This window comes from Synechococcus sp. MIT S9504, assembly GCF_047497135.1.
Classification (GTDB): Bacteria; Cyanobacteriota; Cyanobacteriia; order PCC-6307; family Cyanobiaceae; genus Synechococcus_C.
The window spans coordinates 689562-707449 of record NZ_CP138942.1 but is presented as its reverse complement, the minus strand read 5'-3'; the positions used below and the strand labels follow the sequence as shown (position 1 = coordinate 707449).

32 protein-coding genes are annotated in these 17888 nt (G+C 55.3%); 18 read left to right on the top strand and 14 right to left on the bottom strand.

What is annotated here, in order from left to right; genetic code table 11:
- The first annotated feature begins 20 nt into the window (after window positions 1–20).
- A complete protein-coding gene (locus SIB58_RS04080) occupies window positions 21–641 on the top strand; it encodes a DUF3598 family protein (RefSeq protein WP_067326252.1) in 621 nt (206 codons plus the stop codon).
- Window positions 642–662: 21 nt separating this feature from the next.
- Here the strand turns inward: SIB58_RS04080 and SIB58_RS04075 are convergent, their stop codons facing one another.
- Complete coding sequence (locus SIB58_RS04075; RefSeq protein WP_197461124.1) at window positions 663–1043, bottom strand: hypothetical protein; 381 nt, start codon at window positions 1041–1043, stop codon at window positions 663–665.
- Between the two features lie 11 nt (window positions 1044–1054).
- Window positions 1055–1246: a hypothetical protein gene (locus tag SIB58_RS04070; protein ID WP_066908047.1), complete on the bottom strand. Its 192-nt coding sequence runs from the start codon at window positions 1244–1246 to the stop codon at window positions 1055–1057.
- 26 nt (window positions 1247–1272) lie between these two features.
- Between SIB58_RS04070 and SIB58_RS04065 the strand changes: the two genes are divergently transcribed.
- The 4 genes from SIB58_RS04065 to SIB58_RS04050 all read left to right on the top strand — a co-directional run bounded on the left by SIB58_RS04065 (window position 1273) and on the right by SIB58_RS04050 (window position 3820).
- The gene (locus SIB58_RS04065) at window positions 1273–1461 is read left to right on the top strand and encodes a hypothetical protein (RefSeq protein ID WP_067326257.1); all 189 of its coding nucleotides are present in this window, start codon (window positions 1273–1275) and stop codon (window positions 1459–1461) included.
- Between the two features lie 89 nt (window positions 1462–1550).
- Window positions 1551–1751, top strand: a complete 201-nt coding sequence (locus SIB58_RS04060) for a chlorophyll a/b-binding protein (protein ID WP_066908053.1) — start codon at window positions 1551–1553, stop codon at window positions 1749–1751.
- Window positions 1752–1895: 144 nt separating this feature from the next.
- Window positions 1896–2117: a hypothetical protein gene (locus SIB58_RS04055; protein WP_231857085.1), complete on the top strand. Its 222-nt coding sequence runs from the start codon at window positions 1896–1898 to the stop codon at window positions 2115–2117.
- Between the two features lie 458 nt (window positions 2118–2575).
- A complete protein-coding gene (locus tag SIB58_RS04050) occupies window positions 2576–3820 on the top strand; it encodes a DUF4114 domain-containing protein (protein WP_231884161.1) in 1245 nt (414 codons plus the stop codon).
- Window positions 3821–3840: 20 nt separating this feature from the next.
- On the opposite strand, the gene SIB58_RS04045 is transcribed toward SIB58_RS04050, so the two are convergent.
- Entirely contained in the window at window positions 3841–4044 is a 204-nt protein-coding gene (locus tag SIB58_RS04045; protein ID WP_066908056.1) for a hypothetical protein, read from the bottom strand.
- Between the two features lie 123 nt (window positions 4045–4167).
- Between SIB58_RS04045 and SIB58_RS04040 the strand changes: the two genes are divergently transcribed.
- From SIB58_RS04040 to SIB58_RS04030, 3 genes are all read left to right on the top strand, one after another.
- A complete protein-coding gene (locus tag SIB58_RS04040; RefSeq protein ID WP_066908060.1) occupies window positions 4168–4356 on the top strand; it encodes a hypothetical protein in 189 nt (62 codons plus the stop codon).
- Between the two features lie 151 nt (window positions 4357–4507).
- Entirely contained in the window at window positions 4508–4612 is a 105-nt protein-coding gene (locus tag SIB58_RS04035; protein ID WP_156486628.1) for a DUF4278 domain-containing protein, read from the top strand.
- 48 nt (window positions 4613–4660) lie between these two features.
- The gene (locus SIB58_RS04030) at window positions 4661–4984 is read left to right on the top strand and encodes a hypothetical protein (RefSeq protein WP_066908063.1); all 324 of its coding nucleotides are present in this window, start codon (window positions 4661–4663) and stop codon (window positions 4982–4984) included.
- 43 nt (window positions 4985–5027) lie between these two features.
- Here SIB58_RS04030 and SIB58_RS04025 read toward each other — a convergent pair whose 3' ends face one another.
- The 3 genes from SIB58_RS04025 to SIB58_RS04015 all read right to left on the bottom strand — a co-directional run bounded on the left by SIB58_RS04025 (window position 5028) and on the right by SIB58_RS04015 (window position 7295).
- A complete protein-coding gene (locus SIB58_RS04025; RefSeq protein ID WP_067326260.1) occupies window positions 5028–6089 on the bottom strand; it encodes an FAD-dependent oxidoreductase in 1062 nt (353 codons plus the stop codon).
- Window positions 6090–6094: 5 nt separating this feature from the next.
- Window positions 6095–6352 (bottom strand): Nif11-like leader peptide family RiPP precursor, encoded by a 258-nt coding sequence (locus SIB58_RS04020; RefSeq protein ID WP_074159323.1) that lies wholly within the window; start codon window positions 6350–6352, stop codon window positions 6095–6097.
- 112 nt (window positions 6353–6464) lie between these two features.
- Window positions 6465–7295 (bottom strand): J domain-containing protein, encoded by an 831-nt coding sequence (locus tag SIB58_RS04015; RefSeq protein WP_066908072.1) that lies wholly within the window; start codon window positions 7293–7295, stop codon window positions 6465–6467.
- A gap of 119 nt (window positions 7296–7414) precedes the next feature.
- Between SIB58_RS04015 and SIB58_RS04010 the strand changes: the two genes are divergently transcribed.
- The gene (locus SIB58_RS04010) at window positions 7415–8080 is read left to right on the top strand and encodes an SDR family oxidoreductase (protein ID WP_066908434.1); all 666 of its coding nucleotides are present in this window, start codon (window positions 7415–7417) and stop codon (window positions 8078–8080) included.
- An 84-nt stretch (window positions 8081–8164) separates the two neighbouring features.
- Here SIB58_RS04010 and SIB58_RS04005 read toward each other — a convergent pair whose 3' ends face one another.
- Both SIB58_RS04005 and SIB58_RS04000 read right to left on the bottom strand, forming a co-directional pair.
- Window positions 8165–8326 (bottom strand): hypothetical protein, encoded by a 162-nt coding sequence (locus SIB58_RS04005; RefSeq protein WP_156486629.1) that lies wholly within the window; start codon window positions 8324–8326, stop codon window positions 8165–8167.
- Window positions 8323–8460 carry a high light inducible protein gene (locus SIB58_RS04000; RefSeq protein WP_066908436.1) on the bottom strand — a complete coding sequence of 46 codons (138 nt, stop codon included), beginning with the start codon at window positions 8458–8460 and terminating at the stop codon, window positions 8323–8325. Before SIB58_RS04000 ends, SIB58_RS04005 begins: the two co-directional genes overlap by 4 nt.
- Window positions 8461–8552: 92 nt before the next feature.
- Between SIB58_RS04000 and SIB58_RS03995 the strand changes: the two genes are divergently transcribed.
- Together SIB58_RS03995 and SIB58_RS03990 are read left to right on the top strand one after the other, a co-directional pair.
- Entirely contained in the window at window positions 8553–8846 is a 294-nt protein-coding gene (locus SIB58_RS03995) for a hypothetical protein (RefSeq protein ID WP_369813431.1), read from the top strand.
- A 7-nt stretch (window positions 8847–8853) separates the two neighbouring features.
- Window positions 8854–9690 (top strand): PhzF family phenazine biosynthesis protein, encoded by an 837-nt coding sequence (locus tag SIB58_RS03990; RefSeq protein WP_066908077.1) that lies wholly within the window; start codon window positions 8854–8856, stop codon window positions 9688–9690.
- Between the two features lie 23 nt (window positions 9691–9713).
- Here the strand turns inward: SIB58_RS03990 and SIB58_RS03985 are convergent, their stop codons facing one another.
- The 4 genes from SIB58_RS03985 to SIB58_RS03970 form a co-directional block, all read right to left on the bottom strand.
- Entirely contained in the window at window positions 9714–9890 is a 177-nt protein-coding gene (locus SIB58_RS03985; RefSeq protein ID WP_186539917.1) for a hypothetical protein, read from the bottom strand.
- A gap of 69 nt (window positions 9891–9959) precedes the next feature.
- Window positions 9960–10784 (bottom strand): N-acetylmuramoyl-L-alanine amidase, encoded by an 825-nt coding sequence (locus SIB58_RS03980; RefSeq protein ID WP_067326355.1) that lies wholly within the window; start codon window positions 10782–10784, stop codon window positions 9960–9962.
- A 233-nt stretch (window positions 10785–11017) separates the two neighbouring features.
- Window positions 11018–11914 carry an N-acetylmuramoyl-L-alanine amidase-like domain-containing protein gene (locus SIB58_RS03975; RefSeq protein WP_067326264.1) on the bottom strand — a complete coding sequence of 299 codons (897 nt, stop codon included), beginning with the start codon at window positions 11912–11914 and terminating at the stop codon, window positions 11018–11020.
- A gap of 65 nt (window positions 11915–11979) precedes the next feature.
- Window positions 11980–12234 carry a hypothetical protein gene (locus SIB58_RS03970; RefSeq protein ID WP_066908087.1) on the bottom strand — a complete coding sequence of 85 codons (255 nt, stop codon included), beginning with the start codon at window positions 12232–12234 and terminating at the stop codon, window positions 11980–11982.
- Between the two features lie 137 nt (window positions 12235–12371).
- Between SIB58_RS03970 and SIB58_RS03965 the strand changes: the two genes are divergently transcribed.
- On the top strand, window positions 12372–12530 hold the full coding sequence (locus SIB58_RS03965) for a hypothetical protein (protein WP_186539914.1): 159 nt from the start codon (window positions 12372–12374) through the stop codon (window positions 12528–12530).
- 273 nt (window positions 12531–12803) lie between these two features.
- Window positions 12804–13004: a hypothetical protein gene (locus SIB58_RS03960; protein WP_066908090.1), complete on the top strand. Its 201-nt coding sequence runs from the start codon at window positions 12804–12806 to the stop codon at window positions 13002–13004.
- A 44-nt stretch (window positions 13005–13048) separates the two neighbouring features.
- On the opposite strand, the gene SIB58_RS03955 is transcribed toward SIB58_RS03960, so the two are convergent.
- Entirely contained in the window at window positions 13049–13279 is a 231-nt protein-coding gene (locus SIB58_RS03955; protein ID WP_156486632.1) for a hypothetical protein, read from the bottom strand.
- Between the two features lie 8 nt (window positions 13280–13287).
- Window positions 13288–13578 carry a hypothetical protein gene (locus SIB58_RS03950; protein WP_156486633.1) on the bottom strand — a complete coding sequence of 97 codons (291 nt, stop codon included), beginning with the start codon at window positions 13576–13578 and terminating at the stop codon, window positions 13288–13290.
- 685 nt (window positions 13579–14263) lie between these two features.
- Between SIB58_RS03950 and SIB58_RS03945 the strand changes: the two genes are divergently transcribed.
- From SIB58_RS03945 to SIB58_RS03925, 5 genes are all read left to right on the top strand, one after another.
- Entirely contained in the window at window positions 14264–15715 is a 1452-nt protein-coding gene (locus SIB58_RS03945; protein WP_067326273.1) for a glycosyl hydrolase family 57, read from the top strand.
- Between the two features lie 825 nt (window positions 15716–16540).
- Complete coding sequence (locus SIB58_RS03940; protein WP_156486634.1) at window positions 16541–16726, top strand: hypothetical protein; 186 nt, start codon at window positions 16541–16543, stop codon at window positions 16724–16726.
- 24 nt (window positions 16727–16750) lie between these two features.
- A complete protein-coding gene (locus SIB58_RS03935) occupies window positions 16751–17134 on the top strand; it encodes a Nif11-like leader peptide family natural product precursor (protein ID WP_082823349.1) in 384 nt (127 codons plus the stop codon).
- A gap of 4 nt (window positions 17135–17138) precedes the next feature.
- Window positions 17139–17387, top strand: a complete 249-nt coding sequence (locus SIB58_RS03930) for a Nif11-like leader peptide family natural product precursor (RefSeq protein ID WP_074162592.1) — start codon at window positions 17139–17141, stop codon at window positions 17385–17387.
- 223 nt (window positions 17388–17610) lie between these two features.
- On the top strand, window positions 17611–17790 hold the full coding sequence (locus SIB58_RS03925) for a Nif11-like leader peptide family RiPP precursor (protein ID WP_231857101.1): 180 nt from the start codon (window positions 17611–17613) through the stop codon (window positions 17788–17790).
- Window positions 17791–17888 lie beyond the last annotated feature (98 nt).

Below are 17888 nucleotides of genomic sequence, written 5' to 3'. Positions count from 1 at the left end.
TGATCCAGTTGTCCGAAACCATGCACGACCCACGCGCCGCTCTGCTGCAGCACAACAGCGGACACTGGCAGGGTTGCTTCATACGGCTGGGAGGCAGCGGCACAGAGGAAGATCGTTTCCCGACATCGCTGCAGGTGCAGGAACGCGGTGGTGTGATTGAAAACTGCCTCACCTACCGCTCCACCGGTCAGCAGCGATCGATGAATTTCGAAGACGTGCCCTTCACCATGCAGGTGGATTCAGATGGAAGTTGGTCACTCGGCCCGAGTGCGATCACTCCACTCGCCTGGGTGGGAGAACTGAGCGTCGTCCATGGCGAAGAACGGCGAAGAGTTGTTGCTCGCCATGGTTTCCATGGTCTCGATCAGGTGGTCTACATCGTTGAAACGAAAGCAGGTGGCGAACCCACAACACCATCACAGCCACTGCAGTGCACAACAAGGACCAGCGGCAACTGGATGATCTGGCAACCAGAGCCGAATGTTGAGCTGTTGCTCGATGCAAGAGATCGGCAGATGGGAGATGCCACGGCCTGTGGCCTGCGCTGGACCAGTCCTCAGGGTCAGACCCATCAGATCGTGCGGCGCTACGACGCCAGCGGATACCTCGAGAACCTCTCGGAAGCAGAGCTCTGGGGATGACGGTATAGAGGCTATCTGCTGCTATTTGCTGCAGAAATCATCAAGCATGGATTGTTTGCACTCGGAAAGCGTCATGCCGTAAACGATGGAGTTTCCGTTGGCTGGATTGCGCAGACCGAATGAACCTGCAAATCCCCGCAGCATCCACTCTCCACCGCGAGTGTCCTTGTAGAAACCCACATTGCGAGCAACCCCGTCCTTGAAGCGTGTGAAAACATCACTAGCGCCGTCTTTCCACTCCAATCGGAACACGCCGCAGGGAGCTCCAGGACAAAGAAAAGTCCGCCTGCAGTCAACACTTCGATTGTTGTAGAGGCAGTTCGCCCACTGATTGCCCCTGGCCGGCCCGAGCGAGCCAAGAACCATCACAGGTAAAGCAAAGGCAATCAATAGAGAGCGCATGTTTGATGAGCTCAATCCAGTTCCCAGCATTCACTGCCATTCCTGGTCATCAGACAAACAAGCCCCGATTCCCTGCTGATCACCCGATAGGTATGACCATCTGCGTCACTTTTGGATCGTGCATGCCACAGAGCATGATCCTTGGTGTCATGCAGGTCGGTCTGATGCCAGCCAGCGTCGGTTAGTTCTTCAATCTGAAACACAACATCCTGATCAATCTGTTATCAAGATGTACACTTCAAACAAAGTTCTTGAGAAGCAACTAAAAGATCTCGGGATTGGTTCATCTCAAGTCGCAGTTGATCATCGCTGCAGGCTGAACAGCCCTGGTCAGCAGACGATCCAGAGCTCAGGCTGCAAGGAACAGATGCATTGCCCTGCAGCTGATCTCAGCGAGCCACGCATCATTGATGCCTGACCTCACCTCCAGCCGCTCGCCCCAACAAGCCCAAACGCTTTGCACTCCGTTACAAATTGGCGTAACATTGCTTCATAAGCAGAAATTTCATGAGCTCCTCAACCTCCGCCCAGGATCAGTGGTATCAGGAAGCAGCCGCTAGCCAGATCAAGGGAGAGCGTCTGGTTCGTGCAGAACTGTTGAATGGTCGCATTGCCATGCTCGGCTTCGTTGTTGGTGTACTTACCGAAGCACTGACCGGTCACGGCATCGTCAGTCAGATCACCTTCGGTGTGCTGGGCCTCAGCTGAGCCCTGACAGCTCATTCCTCAATCAACGAAAAGCACCTTGATGGCAGTTGCCAACGGGGTGCTTTTTTGATGAAATTCCTCAGATCTGAGCTTTGAAAAGATTCGTGAGCTTCCCTAAATTTCAAGGGAACGGCTGCGGAAACAATGGCGCTTGTTTACAGCGAGTGGGCCGTTCCGCTGCTCGACACCATCAACGCCGACATCTCCAACACATCGACACTGGCGTCGAGCCTGCTCACAGCAATCGTCTATGGAGCTGATCTGTTCGGGGACGAAGCAAAGTTTCTGACCGGCAACTTCGGCTTCGACGGATACATGGGCGTTCCAGGGCTGATGGGTGCCAATGCAGAACAGGCGGCTGCGTAATTCAACGTGGCCTGGCAATGCGTTGATCCGGCTCTGAACCCATCACTCAGGGCACTCACATCCGCCGCGAGCCTGGTGGGTGCAAGCGGCACCTTCTCCACCAAACTGCTGCTCGCTGACACCATGCCACTGGTGTTCAGCTTTCCCGTTCTGCCCTCGTCCCTGAATGCCGACGGCAGTGACTTTGAGGTGACCCTCAGTGACGGCACAACGGTGACTCCCCAGATCGCAGGCCTGTTGCCGAACCTCGAGCACAACGAGCGCCAGACTGTCGTAATCGAAGGTGATTTCGGCAATCGAACCACCCCTGGCTGTCCCGGTGCCCGGTACCCGACATCGGTGACGATCGTCAACGACGGCACACCGCTGCAGATGATTGGCAGATCAGGGCCGGTGAACGCCGTTGGGCTGTCGATCGACAGCAGCAACTCCTACATGGGAGGCAACGGCCTCGACTGGTGTCCGCGAAGCTCAATCGGTACAGCGATCTGGGAGAGGGCGGACCCGTCGGTGTCGGTGCTTCATCACAACACAACAGTGGCTCGGATTCCTACGGCGATCAGGCTCAGTATCGGTTGAGGCTGTACACCAGCGCGGGTTTTTCACCCGACGGCATCGCGAGCCTGATGCCGGATGACTTCAGCCGGTTTTTCCAGCTGAAGGCAACCACGCAAAGCGGTGAGAACATCACGATCACTGAAACGGGAGTGACCTACGCCATCGGTGGTCGGGGCACGATCAGCGTGGTTGGCCTTGCTGATCTGGCACCGGCAGGCACTCCTGTGAATGCGGCTTATGTCGAGGACCATGACAACTACTACGACGTCATTCTTGAAGGTGATCTGAATGCCATCAAGGCACTCAGTGCCGTGCGCATGCCATCCGGGAATGGCTACAGCGCTGTGTACAACACGGGTGGGCCCGGCAACAGTCCCGATGCGCCCGGTGCCGCTCCGGGACCCTTCACCGTGCCCAGCCAGGACCACAGCATTCCGATCAGCTTCGATCTGGACGGTGCCAGACAGGTCACCTTTGTGGAGACCGATGGTGCTGTGCTGCGCAATCCCTGGAATCTTCAACCGGTGGGGCGGCTTTTGGGAACGGCTGTCGAAGACACACTCACAGGACAGACAATTCTGGCTTACATCGATCCGCAGGACCGGCGCTTCTACAGCAGTTTCGAGGCGTCATCCTCAACATCAACGGATCTTCCAGGCCGAAGAACCCAGCTGTCAGCCATTGATCTAATCGATATCAGGAAGGTCGATGCGCCGAATGGTGTAACTGTCTCAGGATCATTGAGTCGATCAGCTGCAGACGACTCCATTCTTCAGTGGTATTCCGTCAGCGACGACGAGGGCACGGTGGTGGATCCACTGAGTGGATCAATTCTCAAACCCGGCGAGCCTGGATATGCCGAAGCAGCAAGCCGCCGCGCCGATCTGATCAGCGATAACACCCTGGCGTTAACCAACTCCAAGATCGCTCCCTTCAGCATCACCCTGGAGAGCGGCTCAATTTATGCACCGCTGATCACCAACCAGACAAGTGATGATCAATACTTTGCCTTTGACGCGGCCAATGCCGACGGGTTTGCGCACTACACCGGATTCGGCGCCAATGGATGGGGCATGGAGGATGGCTACGGAGGCGGTGATCGCGACTACGACGATCTGGTTGTGCGTTTCAGCCTGGGAGTCTGAACAACACCGTCATCTGCCAGTCAATCGTCCTTGGTCTGGCCTGATGCAGCAATCCTGGCGTCCGCCCAACGGGCAAAGAAATACACCCCTACAAACAAAGGCGTGTAAGCCAGCCACATCCGTTCAGGAGCCAGACCACTGTTGTTGATCACAGTCAGTCCGCCATATCCCACCAGGAAATAGATCAAAGCCCGTCGAAGGGCGCCCACCTGCTTGGGATTCATGTCACCCTCCGCGATGAGCTCATCCTAGGGAGCTGAGTCACGCCACAGAACTCCCAGACTGTCGCGATTGCCACGTCCAAAGCCGGTCTGGACGTCAACCATGCACCCAACTGATCGGATCCCATGACCAGAGAACAAGCGATTGCACTGATTGGAGCCGCGGTGGATTACAGCCGGCAGCGCTGCAGAGTTCTGCACAGCAGCGACCGTCGCTTCGACGCCGATGCCGTTCGCCGTGAATTCGAGGAATGGCTGACCCCCTCCGGGTATTGCCTGCCGGTGATGGCCTGCCCGCTTCCGCAAGACCGTTGAACGTGCCATTCAATGGCACGAACGACATCATTGTTGCCAAGCCTGCTATGAAAAAAGTTGATTCTTTCAACATCGTTCACCTCGTCTCTGACGAGGCGCAGTTCGACTCAGGCCATGGAACGGGAACCTGAGCTTGCTTCAAGGAACCATCATGACACTGACCTATCGCGGCCGGAAATACGCGCAGAACACCGCTGTTGCCAAAAGCACCGTGCGTCCTGAACTCGTGTACCGGGGCCAGAAAGTGACCAGATGAGTTCCGCCGACTTCCGGCACAACGCCCTGCTGGATCAGGGCTTTTTTCATGCCTCTGCACCATCCTCTGAAACTCACCTGCAGGCTTCTGCTGCTGAGCCTTGGCTTGGCAATCCCTGACCCGGACATGAGGGTGCATGCCGACAGCACGATCGCCCATTGCCAGCTGAGCCATCACAATCCCCGGGTTCCGGTCGAATCAGGTCCGTGCCGGTTCAGCCAGCGCCAGGGCAACGTAACCATCATGTTCCGCGAGCGGACTTTCAACTTCCCTTACAGAGAAGCGGGATTGCGGTATCAGCGCAGCAACAGCAAATCAGGCATCCGCTTCGACATGTCCGACGAATCCACGATTGAAGTGCTGTGGCGATGAGGCGATAACAAGGATGGGCCTGATCTGATCCAGCGATTCCAGATCAGGCCACCTCCTGCTCTTGTCGACTGAGTCTTTGCTGCTGCTTCACAACCGGGAGGCGTCGCTGCTGAAAATCACCCAGAGCCGCTTCAAGATCATGCCTGTGCCGATCAAGACTGTCAGCCAACACAACCGCATCCTCGAATCCACTGCTGACACCACGCGCCTGAGTGGGGGCCATTGGATGAGCCGCATCACCAAACAGTGCAACGTTCCCGTACACCAGCTGGTCCAGCGGTTCAGCATCCATAATCCTGCCTGTCGTGATGCTGCTGGGATCTGTCAACTGGATCATCTGCACGATGGACTCAGGCAATCCTTGCAAGGCACCAGGCGGAAACGATCGCTGAGTGACTGATTCCAACCTCTCCGATCTCCGAACGGCTGGAGATGCAACGAACAGGCACCAATGGGTCTGCTCGCAGCCACAGGGATCCGGTCCGACATCAAAGGCAGTGAGTCGAAGGGTGTCATGACTGCCGTAGCGATGAAACACACCACCACGCAGCACTGAACCGTCGTCCGCCAGAGCTCGCCAGAAGCGTTGCCCCAGATCGATCAGAGGCCGCTCGACCTCGAGGAGATCCAACGTTCTGGAATGCAGTCCATCGGCAGCAATCAGAAGCTCACCTTGCCAGCCGCGACGACCTGCAAACTCCAGTTCAATCCGCCCGCGTTGCTGATGGACCCCTTGAAGAACAACATCGGGAATGATCGTCTGCGGCTGGAGACTGGATCTCAACAACCCCAGCAACATGCTGCTGCGAATCTGCAGCGGAGTAATCAACCCGCTGCTTGACTCTTCTGTGTTGCCATCAATCGAATCAGCATCAAAAAACAGGGTTTCTGACTGGCTCAGCCCAGCCGTCAACAGTGCCTGGGTGAAGTCGACCAACCCACACAGAAGAGGTGTGAGCTGCGCAGCAGGCGAGAGACAGAGTCCGTAGTCAGCCGAATGAGGCCTGGTGGTGGTGTCAAACACCGTGACCTGATAACCACGCTGCTGAAGAACAAGCGCCGTGAAAAGTCCTGTTACTCCGCCTCCAACAACAGCAATGGGCACCGCTTTCAGACACCGAACTTTTGAGGAAGCCCGGCGCCACCCTGGAGATCTCCACCTCCACTGATGCCCTCCAGTTCCTTCTCGCTCAACTGAGGGCCTGCTTCGAAGACATGAGACATCTCGAAGCTGAATCCAGCCTCATCGGCAACAGAAAGCATTGCCTCCTGGGTTTTCTCTTGACCGAGACGATCCTTGAGTGTCTGCTGCAGCTTGATGTCACTCTTCAGCGCAGACACAAAACTCCTGAAATTTTCTGCAGACATCTGGATCGCAACGAAAACAACGGAAACCCTGCTTAGCAGCTCAATCACCTGAAAGCTTCAACTCGTTAGACAACACAGGAAATCTTCGTGGCCTACAGCGTTGGGCACTGCTTTAGGCCATCAACAACTGATAGGCGTCATTGACACGGTGAAAGGCATCCGCCGATCCACCCAGATCGGGATGATGCTGTTTGACCAGCATCCGGAATGCCTGCTTGATTTCCTCCTGTGATGCGTTCGTCTGCAACCCCAGGGTTGACAGGGCTGCGGAACGCGCATCGTCCGATCCTCTCTGAGCCTGTTCCGTTGGCTCTCGATCCGTCGCCCGTTGATCGCTTCGGGTCCGCCGATCATGACTGCCGCCTGCCCGCTGATGATCCTGGCGCTGCCGATGGCGTTGGCGCAGTTCCTCCACCACACGGCGTGGATCTTCATCAAGCCATTCACTGGCCCGCACCCCATACAGCGCGAATGACGCCAGCACCGCCGCTGTTTTCTTGGTGGGCTTTGACCCAACGGCAGCCAGCAGATCCGTGCCAAGACCACTGACCACGCGGTCGAGTCTCTGGCTCAGGCTGAGCTGAGAGTGAAAGCTGCTGCGATTGAGCTGATCAATCAGCAGTTCAAGGCCATGCTGACGCAGCACGCTCCAACCCGGCTGCATCGCCAGGGAATCTCCCCAGCGCTGAACCTGCTCTGAACTCACGAGGGCCGATGGTTGCTGCCGGTTCCAATCAGGATTGTCATCGTGCTGGGGTCGCTGCCAGTGCTGCCGGCGCAAGCGATCGAGCTGCTGATGCAAGCGCTGCACCTCCCTGCGCAAGGCATCGTTTTCCCGCAGCAAAGCTTCCACATTGCTGGTGACCCGTTCAGCATGGTTCTGACGGTTCCGATCGTCACGGGTTGACGATGAGGACGACCACTGGCGCGGATCAAAGCCCATGAGAACCGCGCGACGGCGAGAGATTCAGCGAACGCCAAGAGACTACGAGCCAAGGCAATGGGCGAGGACACCATCCGTCAGTGCTGAAGGCAGGATGGTGCTCTGCAGCAGCCTGGCGATTGGTGACTCATCTCGTGACCGGTGCCAACAGGGGCATTGGTCTTGCCTATTGCCAACAGCTCCAGGCCCGTGGAGACAGGGTGATCGCGGTCTGTCGTCAGTCCAGCGATGAACTGGATGCCCTTGGTGTGCGTGTGGAATCAGGGATCGAACTCACAAGCCCAGACTCCATCGCCGCACTGGTCAATGGATTGGCAGGCCAACAGCTGGACACCGTGATTCTCAATGCAGGGATGCTTCAGTCGATGGGACTGAGCGACCTGGACGCGGCTGGCATCCGCCAGCAGTTTGAAGTGAATGCTCTTGCTCCTCTCTTACTTGCCAGGGATCTGATTCCGTTGATGCCTGAGGGTTCGAAACTGGTGCTGATGACCAGCCGGATGGGTTCGATCGAAGACAACAGCTCTGGGGGCTCCTACGGCTACAGGATGTCAAAAGTGGCACTGAACATCGCTGGAAAATCGCTTGCGGTTGACCTGCAGAGCCGAGGCATTGCCGTGGCGATTCTTCATCCTGGACTGGTGAAGACTCGCATGGTCAGATACAACCCCAACGGCATCAGCCCAGCTGAATCTGTCAAAGGACTGCTGGCCCGAATTGACGAACTGAATCTCAAGAACAGCGGCGGTTTCTGGCATGCCAATGGTTCAGTGCTGCCCTGGTGAAGAACCAGGGCGGCAACAAAAAACCCCTGCCACAAGCAGAGGTTGACTGAATCAGCGGCTCAAGGAATCCGCTGAATCAGTGAATCAGAAGTAATTGCTGAGAGCGTCCAGCGATGACCAGAGGTACTTCACAACGATGTTGGCACCTACTCCGAGGGTCGCGATGAATGCACCGAAGAGAATCAGTTGGACGTAACCAACCCGATCTTCCGGTGCCCAGACATCATGCTCCTGGATGGATTTCAACCCAGACCAACCTGGGAAAGAATTCCCTGACCGGTAAGAAGCTCAGTACCCAGGCCGATCACGAAGCCCATCATGGCCAGACGGCCGTTCCATTGCTCAGCGAAGGCGGAGAAGCCAAATTTTGCGTTGTCCATCGGGAAGAATCACGAGTGCACCCTTTGTAACAGATTGTGTCGTCCTTGTGTGAGTCGGCGTGCAAATGAATAGTCGCTCAGCGGCCTGAGCGGTGTCAGACGCCCCGCTGACATGGCCGTCGCAGCCTGATGCAGCATGGGCCCAGGGCAGGCAATATGCCAATCCAGCCAGGCCCTCGATGGACCAGCCAACGCCTGCGAAACCATCGCTTCAGGACCTTCTGCTGAGAGCTCTGCGGATTGCGGCAAGCACGGTTGCGGTCGTGGAACTGCTGCGCAATAACTGGACAGGAGCAGCCCTCGCTGCCATGGCCTGGCTTCTGTTCACGCAGGTCGAGAGATTGCACGGCTCTGCAGATGAAGACAGCCCAAACGGAACCCGCTGAGCGTTTCATGACAGGGTCGATCCCGATCGAGCAGGTCGCCGCCTTTGCTGAAGGTCCGTTTCAGGGCAACCCTGCTGCGGTCTGTCCTCTGCAGACCTGGCTACCGGATCGGCTGATGCAGGCGATCGCCTCTGAGAACAATCTCTCCGAGACCGCCTTTTATGTGGGCAGTGAAGGGCACTATGACCTCCGCTGGTTCACCCCCACCTGTGAGGTGGATCTGTGCGGACACGCCACTCTGGCGGCGGGGCACGTCGTGTTCCAGCGTGAACCCAACCTCGAGATTGTGCAGTTCAGCTCCAACAGCGGACCACTGACGGTTCGCCGCAATGGATCGCAGCTCACTCTCGACTTCCCGCTGCAGCCGGGGAAAGCCTGCGCCGCCCCAACCGGACTCAACCGGATCCTCGGCATCAGCGCCATTGCCTGTCTGCAGGCGGTTGATCTGATGGTGGTGGTTGCAGATGAGCGTGAGGTTGAAGCGATCAAGCCTGATTCGAAAGCTGTCGCCGCCCTTCCAGGACGGGGGCTGATCGTCACAGCACCAGGGTCAGATGTCGATTTTGTCAGCAGGTTCTTCGCACCGTCATGCGGAATCGAGGAAGATCCAGTCACCGGGTCAGCACACTGCACCCTGGCCCCTTACTGGGCTGGTCGACTCAGCCGCTCAAGCCTGGTTGCCCGTCAGCTTTCGGCTCGAGGGGGGCTTCTGCACTGCGCATTGACGGATGAAAGAGTGTTGATCAGCGGCCGCGTGATCCCTTATCTCAGTGGAGTGATTCATATCGATAAATCATGCGTTGATCCACGAAGCAACGACGAACTTCCATCGACATTGACTTAAGAGATGTCGACTGGCACCGCTAATCAACGGCGCGCAAACCAAGACCAGATAAACCAGGCAATCACGCCGAGCAACACCCAGGGCAGCAGTGCACGCAGCACAATCACGGCGATGAACACGACCAGCAGACTCACAGCACCACGCTTGACCAGCGCCTTGCTGTCATCGGTCATGTACCGCCAGCGGGGGATCAGCGGCACGGCATCAAGGAAAGCAGCAATGAATTTAGAAGATGCCGGCGCAGCCCACTCATCCGAGGCTTTGTTCACTCACGGCCCTGCCTGTTCGTTGTTGAACTGATTGAGACCACAGAGCTCTGCAGCGTCGTTGTAGTGGGCGTCAAAACGATCCCAACGGAAGCTGCGCGGGTCATATCGACTACGACTGCGATCAACGGCTGCATGCGTGGTCAGGCGCGTGATCGGAATCCCGAATGTCGCTTGCCAAAGCAGCACCTGTTGTGCGAGCGATTTGTACTGCGCGTTGGTGTAGCCGGAATGCCCGTCGGCGTCCCCGCGACCATCCGATGGGGTTACCAGGCTGATGTGCAGAGCAATGTTGTTGATCGATCCCACGCTGCCGGGACGATCCCGCATTGTGACGTCACCGAAGGCCGACATGCCGCTGCCATAGGCACGCTTCTGATCAGGAACAATCCGCACTCGACGACCATCCCTGCCAATGATCATGTGATAACTCACCTGTTGATCATCATCCGGGTGATTGGTCTTGAACAGGCCAAGAGCCTGAGGTTCGTTGATCACAGTTTCGTGCAGAACGATCACCATCGGCTTCACCTGCAGCTCACGTCCCCACGAATCCCTGGACTTGCGTTCTCCGAAATTGGTTGGGTGAGCCAACTGAACATCCTCCGCAGCAAGACCCAGACGCTGTTCACAGGCCTGAATCACCTTCAACGACGATGCTCCGACACGGCTGTCTCCAAGACGCATGAGAGGGGGCCTATCCGCAGACGGCAGAACCCCACCAGCAGTATCAGACCCACCCTCTCCGCCGGAATTGCCGTTCAAAAGCGAACATCCGCAAAGACCAATCAACAGCGAAAACGCCAGCTGATGGGGGACCGATTTCATCACAGCATCTGACTCGTTCAACGCATGATGAAACATCGCATGCTTCCACGAATTCTCAACAAAAACGACATCAACAATGTTGCCGAGAAAGCAAGGCATAGCATCTGCACAAAGTCGATCAATATGTCAACGGATCAGTCAAAATAATCACAAATTCACCGAAGTAAATTCGGCGATCAAAACAACAGGCTCCGGCATTACACACGAGACCTCAATCAACGCAGCAATGTAGGTTATTGGACCATTTGCGGCCTCACGATCACTGCACCGATTGCATCAGGCACTGAGCTGAGATAACGAACGAACGAGCGCGAACGCATCACGCCTCGCCCTGGAGCAGCATGGATGGCATCCAGCCGGGAACCCTCTCGGACCAGAACCCCCATGTGGCTCACATCAAGACCATTGACCCGCGTGGCCACCGCAAAAATATCGCCAGACTGAAGACTGGGAAGTGCAGCCTCAAGCGAAGCAAGCGGCAGGTAATGCTGTTCGATACGCCTTCCCTGCTCCCGTGCACGAATGCAATCAAACAAACCAGGCGCCTGCAAAGCGGGGTAACGATCACGATGGCTCGACATGAAATTGAGAGGCAGATTGCGCGTGGCCTGTGCGGACCAGACAGGTGCCGACTCGATCACTCCCTGAGCCTGAGCCGAGCCCACCCAGTCGTGAAAATAGTGCTGCCGTGTGCAATATCCGATTTCGCCGTTTCGATAGCGAAGACTCCTGGTCCGATCAGCGAAATCAACAAAAGAATCCGCAGACACCATCGCGAGCAGTTGTTCAACAAACAACATGCAATCGAATTGAGTGAGGTCCAGACGCAACTGTTCTCGGCCGAGTTGATCGAGAGACATGGCCAGATACGGACTGCCGATAAAAAACTCAGCAAGACGGGCCATGGCCTCACTTGGAGGCAATGTTCGGATCAATGCTTGAGCCCGTTTAAATCTCGACCTGGTGCCCTCAACAACATGAACATCTTCAATGGATCTGGAGACCCTGGAGGTGGAACCACCGCCAACAATCCAATCAGGGTCGACTGACTGGATCCCTCCTGCGTTCTGCTGAACAAGAACGAGAACTATCGACGTGAGTCCGGCAATCAGAGGCGCATTGTGATCCACATGGGCTGAACCGCAGCATTCACACTCCCACGACCCGGATGGTCCTGAGGGGGCTCAGCATCAAATCAAGCCTGCGTCGCATGACGCCGACGGCCGAGCGGCTCAATCCAGTGTTCAACCACATCCCGATGCTGGAACCACTGAGGGGGCACCCGGCAACCGAGGTTCACTACACCATCGTCCATCAGGCGACCGAGACGAACTGCTGCAGCCTCTTCGGCCCGCGAAAAGACGTGTTGATGAGAAGCAAGCCAATCGACTTCATCTTCCGTGATCACGCCTGTGGAAAGGCTTTCCAGAAACAGTTCGCCAAGAGTCATCGGAGCTTTGTAACGAAGTCGTTACATCATGACGCTCGTGTTGGGCCATCGCGAGCGCAGCCACAGATCGGCCCCACGGGCAAGCTCGCGACCAGACATGACATTTTTTTAAGGTCTCCCCATTGATTGGCAAATTCATGCGTGTCAACCTCTCTCAGCAATTCGAAGCCGAGTCGCTTAAGCGGATGATCGATGCCACCACTGATGTGCATGAGCTTCAGTCATTGGCACGTGAATTGACTGATCTCTACATCCGTCAACGGGCTGCAACCGCCTGGGTGGTGTCGGAACAGTGATGACAATTCCTCCGCACTACAGACGAATCAGCACCCCCATCGATTGATCGGCGCGTGGGCAACATTGGGTCCGTTGTCTTTCGAGTTGAAAGGCCATGAAGGCGTACGCAGAAAAACGGAGAGCTGACAAAACAGCCAGGCCGATGCACAGCGGACAGTGAAGCAATCCCATCGTTCAAGCCTGGGATCAATCAGGCACATTCAGGCAATTGCTTGCCATTTCTTGACCTGAACGCATGAAAAACGGAGGATCAACGACTCAGCACCCTGATCATGCGCCCATTCAGCATCGCTCTGGTCACAGCCACTGGATTGCTGGCCGCCACCATTGCGGTCGAGGCCAAAACAACAAGAAGCTTCAGCGGTTCAAGCCCGGCGGAAGTTCAGAGAAATGCCCGCAAAGCTGGTTACAGCTACCCGGACGGGGACATGAACTGCTCCAGCAGGTGCAACCAGCGCTGGGCCAAGGATTGAAACAGCTGCAAGCGAAACGCTGAACGAGTCCTCATCGAGGCAGTTCACTTTCCAAAGGCCACCGTGCAAACCGCGTTGACCAACTGAGCCTGGCCACGATTTTCAGCGGAATGTCCGTTGAGATAACCGCTGGTGCAGTCCGCACTCATTGGCGCTCCGTCAACGTTGAACATCACGGTGGATCCATTCACCCGGATACTGTCGTAATCAAGTTGATAAGCACTGTTCGGCACAGCAATCGTTCGATTGTTCGAATGAAAAGCCGAGCTGATCAATCCACCGATCACAGCAGCCCCCGCGCACCGAAGCTGTTCCAGTCCCAGCGGTTGTGATGGTGATGCCCATACCACTGACCGTGGTGGCCATACCAGGCACCACCTGCATAACGGGGGTGGTAGTGGAACTCAGCGTGTTCTGAGTGATGGTGATGTCCACCGCCATGGTGATGCCCAGCCCAGGCGACAGGAAGAGCCAGCGGCTGGAGAGCGCAGAGGGCACCCACCAACAGTTTCATCACTCTGGGGGAAAGCATCAGCGCAGCCTCAGTGAATTGATTCACTGAATGCTTAGCCACGCAGAAGCCACGCTGCATTCAGCCTTACTCAGTTCTCAACGCAGAACAATGCGTGATTGCACTGATTGCCGAACAGCCCGCAGAACATCAAGACTGGAGTTATCCAATCGGAGGCACCGGATGACGGCAGACACTCCACCTGAGCAGATCTGAGCAGCGATTCGGCTGTAACTCACTGCTCCAGCGTTTCCCTCAACCAACATGAGGTGCAATTGATCGGTTCATCAAGACGAACCGATCAGCCAAACCTCAGAGAAACCTGGCCCCAGAGGCTTACCGCAGGATTGTTCGCTTCTACTTTCCTTCGCTTCAAAAACTGTCCTTCGCAACGAATTCAACCAGGATTCACGTTCAGATTCAGACAGGAAGCCAATGAACAAACGAGCGATTTAGGCCGTTCCATTCGTCCGGATGGTGCGGTCAACAAACCAGCGAATTGCTGGAAAAAACCCCCGGAATTCAGCACCAATTCTGAATTCCGGGGGTTCATTCGTTCATACTAAAATCAACATTGCTCAGCAGGATCGGCAGCTCAGATTCCAGAACGTATTGCGAAACGGCTTGCCACACGATTTGCAGCACTGTTTGTCAGATCGTTTGCACAACCATCGGCGAGGAAAGCGTGCACGGCATCTGCTGAGCATGGCCAGCATCAATCACACCCTGCTCAACAAGCGAAGCGTTCATGGCGGTCCAATCAGCACACCAGCCTGCGATCTGTGGAAGAGAGCAGGAGCTGCGCACTCTGATGCAGAAATCAAGCCGGAACTGGCCATCATCAACCGAGTGCAATCTGCAGGATCTGAAATCCGGCTTCGCCTGCGCGCTGCACATGCACCAGCCAACGGTGCCCGCAGGTCCCAATGGGGCTCTGATCTCACACCTGCAGTACATGCTGGAACACCCCGATGAAGGTGATAACCACAACGCTGAGCCTTTCGCTCAGTGCTACAGGCGCATGGCCGATCTGATCCCGGAACTGATCCAAGAGGGGTGCGATCCGCGGATCATGCTCGATTACTCCGGAAATCTGCTCTGGGGTGTCACGCAGATGGGACGGCGGGACATCACCGAAGCTCTTCATTACCTGGCCTGTGACGAAGAAATGAACAGGCACGTGGAATGGCTCGGCACGTTCTGGAGCCATGCGGTTGCACCCTCAACACCCATTCCTGATCTGGCTCTGCAGATCAGCGCCTGGCAACACCAGTTCGCAGACCTGTTCGGCGACAGCGCACTCCAGCGGGTGCGGGGTTTCTCACTGCCGGAAATGCACCTGCCCAATCACCCGGACACGCTCTTCGCTCTGGTGAACAGCCTGCTCGAAGCCGGTTATCACTGGCTGCTTGTGCAGGAGCACAGCGTGGAGCAGCTGGATGGTTCGCCCCTCAGCAACCAACAACGCTTTGCTCCCAACAGGCTGGTGGCCCGTTCCTGCTCAGGCGAGGAGATCAGCATCACAGCCTTGATCAAGACCCAGGGATCTGACACCAAACTCGTCGGGCAAATGCAACCATGCGAGGAGGCATTAGGGCTCAGTCGCCAAACGCTTGGCACCACCGAGATCCCCTCTCTCGTCAGCCAGATCGCAGACGGCGAGAACGGCGGAGTAATGATGAATGAATTTCCGGAAGCCTTCCGTCAGGCCAATCGCCGCATTCGGAACAGCAACCCTGACACAGCCGCGCTCAACGGATCGGAATACCTGGAACAACTGGAAGAGCTGGGACTGAAGACGAGCGACCTTCCCCGCATCCAGGCCGTGCACCAGCATCGTCTGTGGCAGAGGGCGGGTGAGTCGGGTGACATCGAAGACGTTGCTGCAGCCATCCATGAGCTCAGCTCAGCCAACGATGGTTTTTCAATGGAAGGCGCCTCATGGACCAACAACCTCAGCTGGGTTGAGGGATACGACAACGTGCTCCAACCGATGCAGCGCTTCAGCGCAAGCTTTCATCAGCAGTTCGATCAGCAACTCTCTGAGCAGCCGCGCTTCTCGCAGTCGCCAGCCTTCCGAGATGCATTGATGCATCTACTGCTGCTGGAAACAAGCTGCTTCAGGTACTGGGGACAAGGCCAATGGACTCAGTATGCAACTGATATCTACGACCAAGGGATGGAAGCTTTGGATCGATAGCTTGATCTTTTAACAGGTCCAGTCACTGACGAGGAGCAAGGGTTACAACCCTTTCCCACAGCACTGCGTCGACTCACACCGTCGACTTGGCATGTGCAGTACTAGAAATGAAAGAGAACAGATCGCGAACAACGCAAATTCCTTTCTGATTGGAGAGAAGCGACACGAGGGCTTCCAGCTGCGTGGAGGTAGATCATCAGGAGTTAGAAATTTCCGATGTTTTTTTGAACGATCACAACAACATTGCCAATGCAATGCACTCGTAAAAAGCTGCATTGCGCTTGTGAAGGACCTGTTCCCATCAGCATCGACGCCACCGGCTTCCGCATCAGCTGAAACAGCCCCACTCATGAGAGCGAGGCGTTGCGTTGAAGCGGCATGACTCAGAAGGCGAAGCCGTCCCCACCGCTAAGAGGACTGATCATCGGTTCATCAGCTTTGCGGCCAATGCCCCATATAAGGCAATGCAAACAATGCGGCTGATACTGCAAAGAGTGAAAAGCCAGCCAAAAGGCTGTAAGTGAATGTAGTCATTTTGATGATCCAGACCCTGTTTTGGTTTTAAACAAGCTCGTGAATTCTGTCGGTAGATAATCGATGACCACCATGTGCCTCTTGCGCCTTGTCTTGCGAGCAGTCTTGTCGCGCCGATGTTTCATTTTCTTCAACACTCGAGTCTCATCGGAAAGCGTCCGGAACCCACTCGCCCCTCCCATCATCGTGGCTTAGTGCAGCTTTACAACAGCAGTGAGGGGCGATATCGAAGTGGATTGTTTTGGATGAGCGGTAGCTGCAGAACTGACAAGCAACCTGAATCCTCCTGATATGTCAGCACTGCAACCATGGCGTGGATGGTCGATACAGATCAATGGAGGCCTGCCCTCTCAGGCTGCAGCAGCTTCAGCGCGGCGATCACTCGATCAAGCGCTGCCACCACTGAAGACCCACTTGGCAGAACCAAGCCAGGATGGTGTTCGCAATACGGCTGGCGCTCCTACTGGCCATGGCTGAGTTTTCTGTACTGACTAATCACCCATATCTTTAAAACAACTCAAGGCATTCCTCGCCAAAGCTAAAAGCGAATCCAGTCTTCAAAACAAGCTAAAAGCGGCCAAGTCAGCTGATGAAGTTGTTTCTATCGCTCAAGAACATGATCATGAACTCACTTCTGTCAAGCTTGATCTACTCAGCGAAGAGGAGCTGGAAGGCGAGGCTGGTGGGTGGAATGCACATTTGTCAACACAGACGTTTGACTGTGCAAGGGGAGCAGCAATGACAACTGATTTTTCACCGAATCGAAGAGCTTATTGCTTTTGTAAAGCGTTTGCATCTCATTTAGGTGTCACAGGATCAAAGCGCCAGCAAAGACAGAGCGTAAGCCGTTTTAGAGCTTTAACTAGCCTGGAAGATATGAGCTGATTCAATGTCAGAAGAACAACTTAAGGCATTCCTGAAAAAGGTAAAAACTGACACCAGTCTGCAAGAAAGGCTTAAAGCGGCTGCCGATGTTAATGCTGTAGTATCTATTGCGACAGAGCCAGGTTTTACGATTTCTGCAGGCGACTTGAGAAACGCTCAATCAGAGATTTCTGCAGAAGAGCTGGATAGTTTGATTGGTGCCGGACAAGCAAAACAAAGCATACGCGTATGCAGAAGAACACTTAAATCATGAAACACATTTTCAACCCCTTTTCTAATACACCAATAATTCCTGGTATTAAGAGGTGAGTTTTTGTTGTTTCAGCCACCCAAAAAATGCGCGAATCAGCTTTCTGCAGCTGCCGCGATTGAGGACAGCAATGATTAATCATACCCTCTTCAAAGTATCGTTGCTGTGATCGCTTAACCCCCTGATAGCCATGTAGGAAGAACAACTCAACTCTTTCCTTGAGAAACTGCAAAGCGACACCATTCTTAAGCAGAAGATCAAAGCTGCTGCTGTTGTTGATGCTGTTGCCGCGATCGCAAAAGAAGCTGGATTTAGTATTTCTGCCGACGAATTGAAGAAAGCTCAACCAGAATTGTCAGAAGAAGAATTTGAAGGTGTAGCTGGAGGCAAACATCACTGCACTTGAACATACTAAGCCTCCATCAATCTTCAACAGCTTACACACTCAGAACCTCTGCATTGGCAGGTGCTTTTTATTGCTTCAATAGCCTGACTAATCCCATA

What these genes read in the sequence shown, in the direction of transcription:
- SIB58_RS03945 (WP_067326273.1), top strand. Translation starts at nt 14,264, where the DNA reads ATGGCGGTCCAATCAGCACACCAGCCTGCGATCTGTGGAAGAGAGCAG.
- SIB58_RS04030 (WP_066908063.1), top strand. Translation starts at nt 4,661, where the DNA reads ATGCCTCTGCACCATCCTCTGAAACTCACCTGCAGGCTTCTGCTGCTG.
- SIB58_RS04060 (WP_066908053.1), top strand. Translation starts at nt 1,551, where the DNA reads ATGAGCTCCTCAACCTCCGCCCAGGATCAGTGGTATCAGGAAGCAGCC.
- SIB58_RS03980 (WP_067326355.1), bottom strand. Translation starts at nt 10,784, where the DNA reads ATGAAATCGGTCCCCCATCAGCTGGCGTTTTCGCTGTTGATTGGTCTT.
- SIB58_RS03930 (WP_074162592.1), top strand. Translation starts at nt 17,139, where the DNA reads ATGTCAGAAGAACAACTTAAGGCATTCCTGAAAAAGGTAAAAACTGAC.
- SIB58_RS04015 (WP_066908072.1), bottom strand. Translation starts at nt 7,295, where the DNA reads ATGGGCTTTGATCCGCGCCAGTGGTCGTCCTCATCGTCAACCCGTGAC.
- SIB58_RS03940 (WP_156486634.1), top strand. Translation starts at nt 16,541, where the DNA reads ATGTCAGCACTGCAACCATGGCGTGGATGGTCGATACAGATCAATGGA.
- SIB58_RS04075 (WP_197461124.1), bottom strand. Translation starts at nt 1,043, where the DNA reads ATGCGCTCTCTATTGATTGCCTTTGCTTTACCTGTGATGGTTCTTGGC.
- SIB58_RS04045 (WP_066908056.1), bottom strand. Translation starts at nt 4,044, where the DNA reads ATGAATCCCAAGCAGGTGGGCGCCCTTCGACGGGCTTTGATCTATTTC.
- SIB58_RS04035 (WP_156486628.1), top strand. Translation starts at nt 4,508, where the DNA reads ATGACACTGACCTATCGCGGCCGGAAATACGCGCAGAACACCGCTGTT.
- SIB58_RS04040 (WP_066908060.1), top strand. Translation starts at nt 4,168, where the DNA reads ATGACCAGAGAACAAGCGATTGCACTGATTGGAGCCGCGGTGGATTAC.
- SIB58_RS04065 (WP_067326257.1), top strand. Translation starts at nt 1,273, where the DNA reads ATGTACACTTCAAACAAAGTTCTTGAGAAGCAACTAAAAGATCTCGGG.
- SIB58_RS04080 (WP_067326252.1), top strand. Translation starts at nt 21, where the DNA reads ATGCACGACCCACGCGCCGCTCTGCTGCAGCACAACAGCGGACACTGG.
- SIB58_RS04020 (WP_074159323.1), bottom strand. Translation starts at nt 6,352, where the DNA reads ATGTCTGCAGAAAATTTCAGGAGTTTTGTGTCTGCGCTGAAGAGTGAC.
- SIB58_RS03960 (WP_066908090.1), top strand. Translation starts at nt 12,804, where the DNA reads ATGCGCCCATTCAGCATCGCTCTGGTCACAGCCACTGGATTGCTGGCC.
- SIB58_RS04000 (WP_066908436.1), bottom strand. Translation starts at nt 8,460, where the DNA reads ATGGACAACGCAAAATTTGGCTTCTCCGCCTTCGCTGAGCAATGGAAC.
- SIB58_RS03990 (WP_066908077.1), top strand. Translation starts at nt 8,854, where the DNA reads ATGACAGGGTCGATCCCGATCGAGCAGGTCGCCGCCTTTGCTGAAGGT.
- SIB58_RS03965 (WP_186539914.1), top strand. Translation starts at nt 12,372, where the DNA reads ATGCGTGTCAACCTCTCTCAGCAATTCGAAGCCGAGTCGCTTAAGCGG.
- SIB58_RS03970 (WP_066908087.1), bottom strand. Translation starts at nt 12,234, where the DNA reads ATGACTCTTGGCGAACTGTTTCTGGAAAGCCTTTCCACAGGCGTGATC.
- SIB58_RS04055 (WP_231857085.1), top strand. Translation starts at nt 1,896, where the DNA reads ATGGCGCTTGTTTACAGCGAGTGGGCCGTTCCGCTGCTCGACACCATC.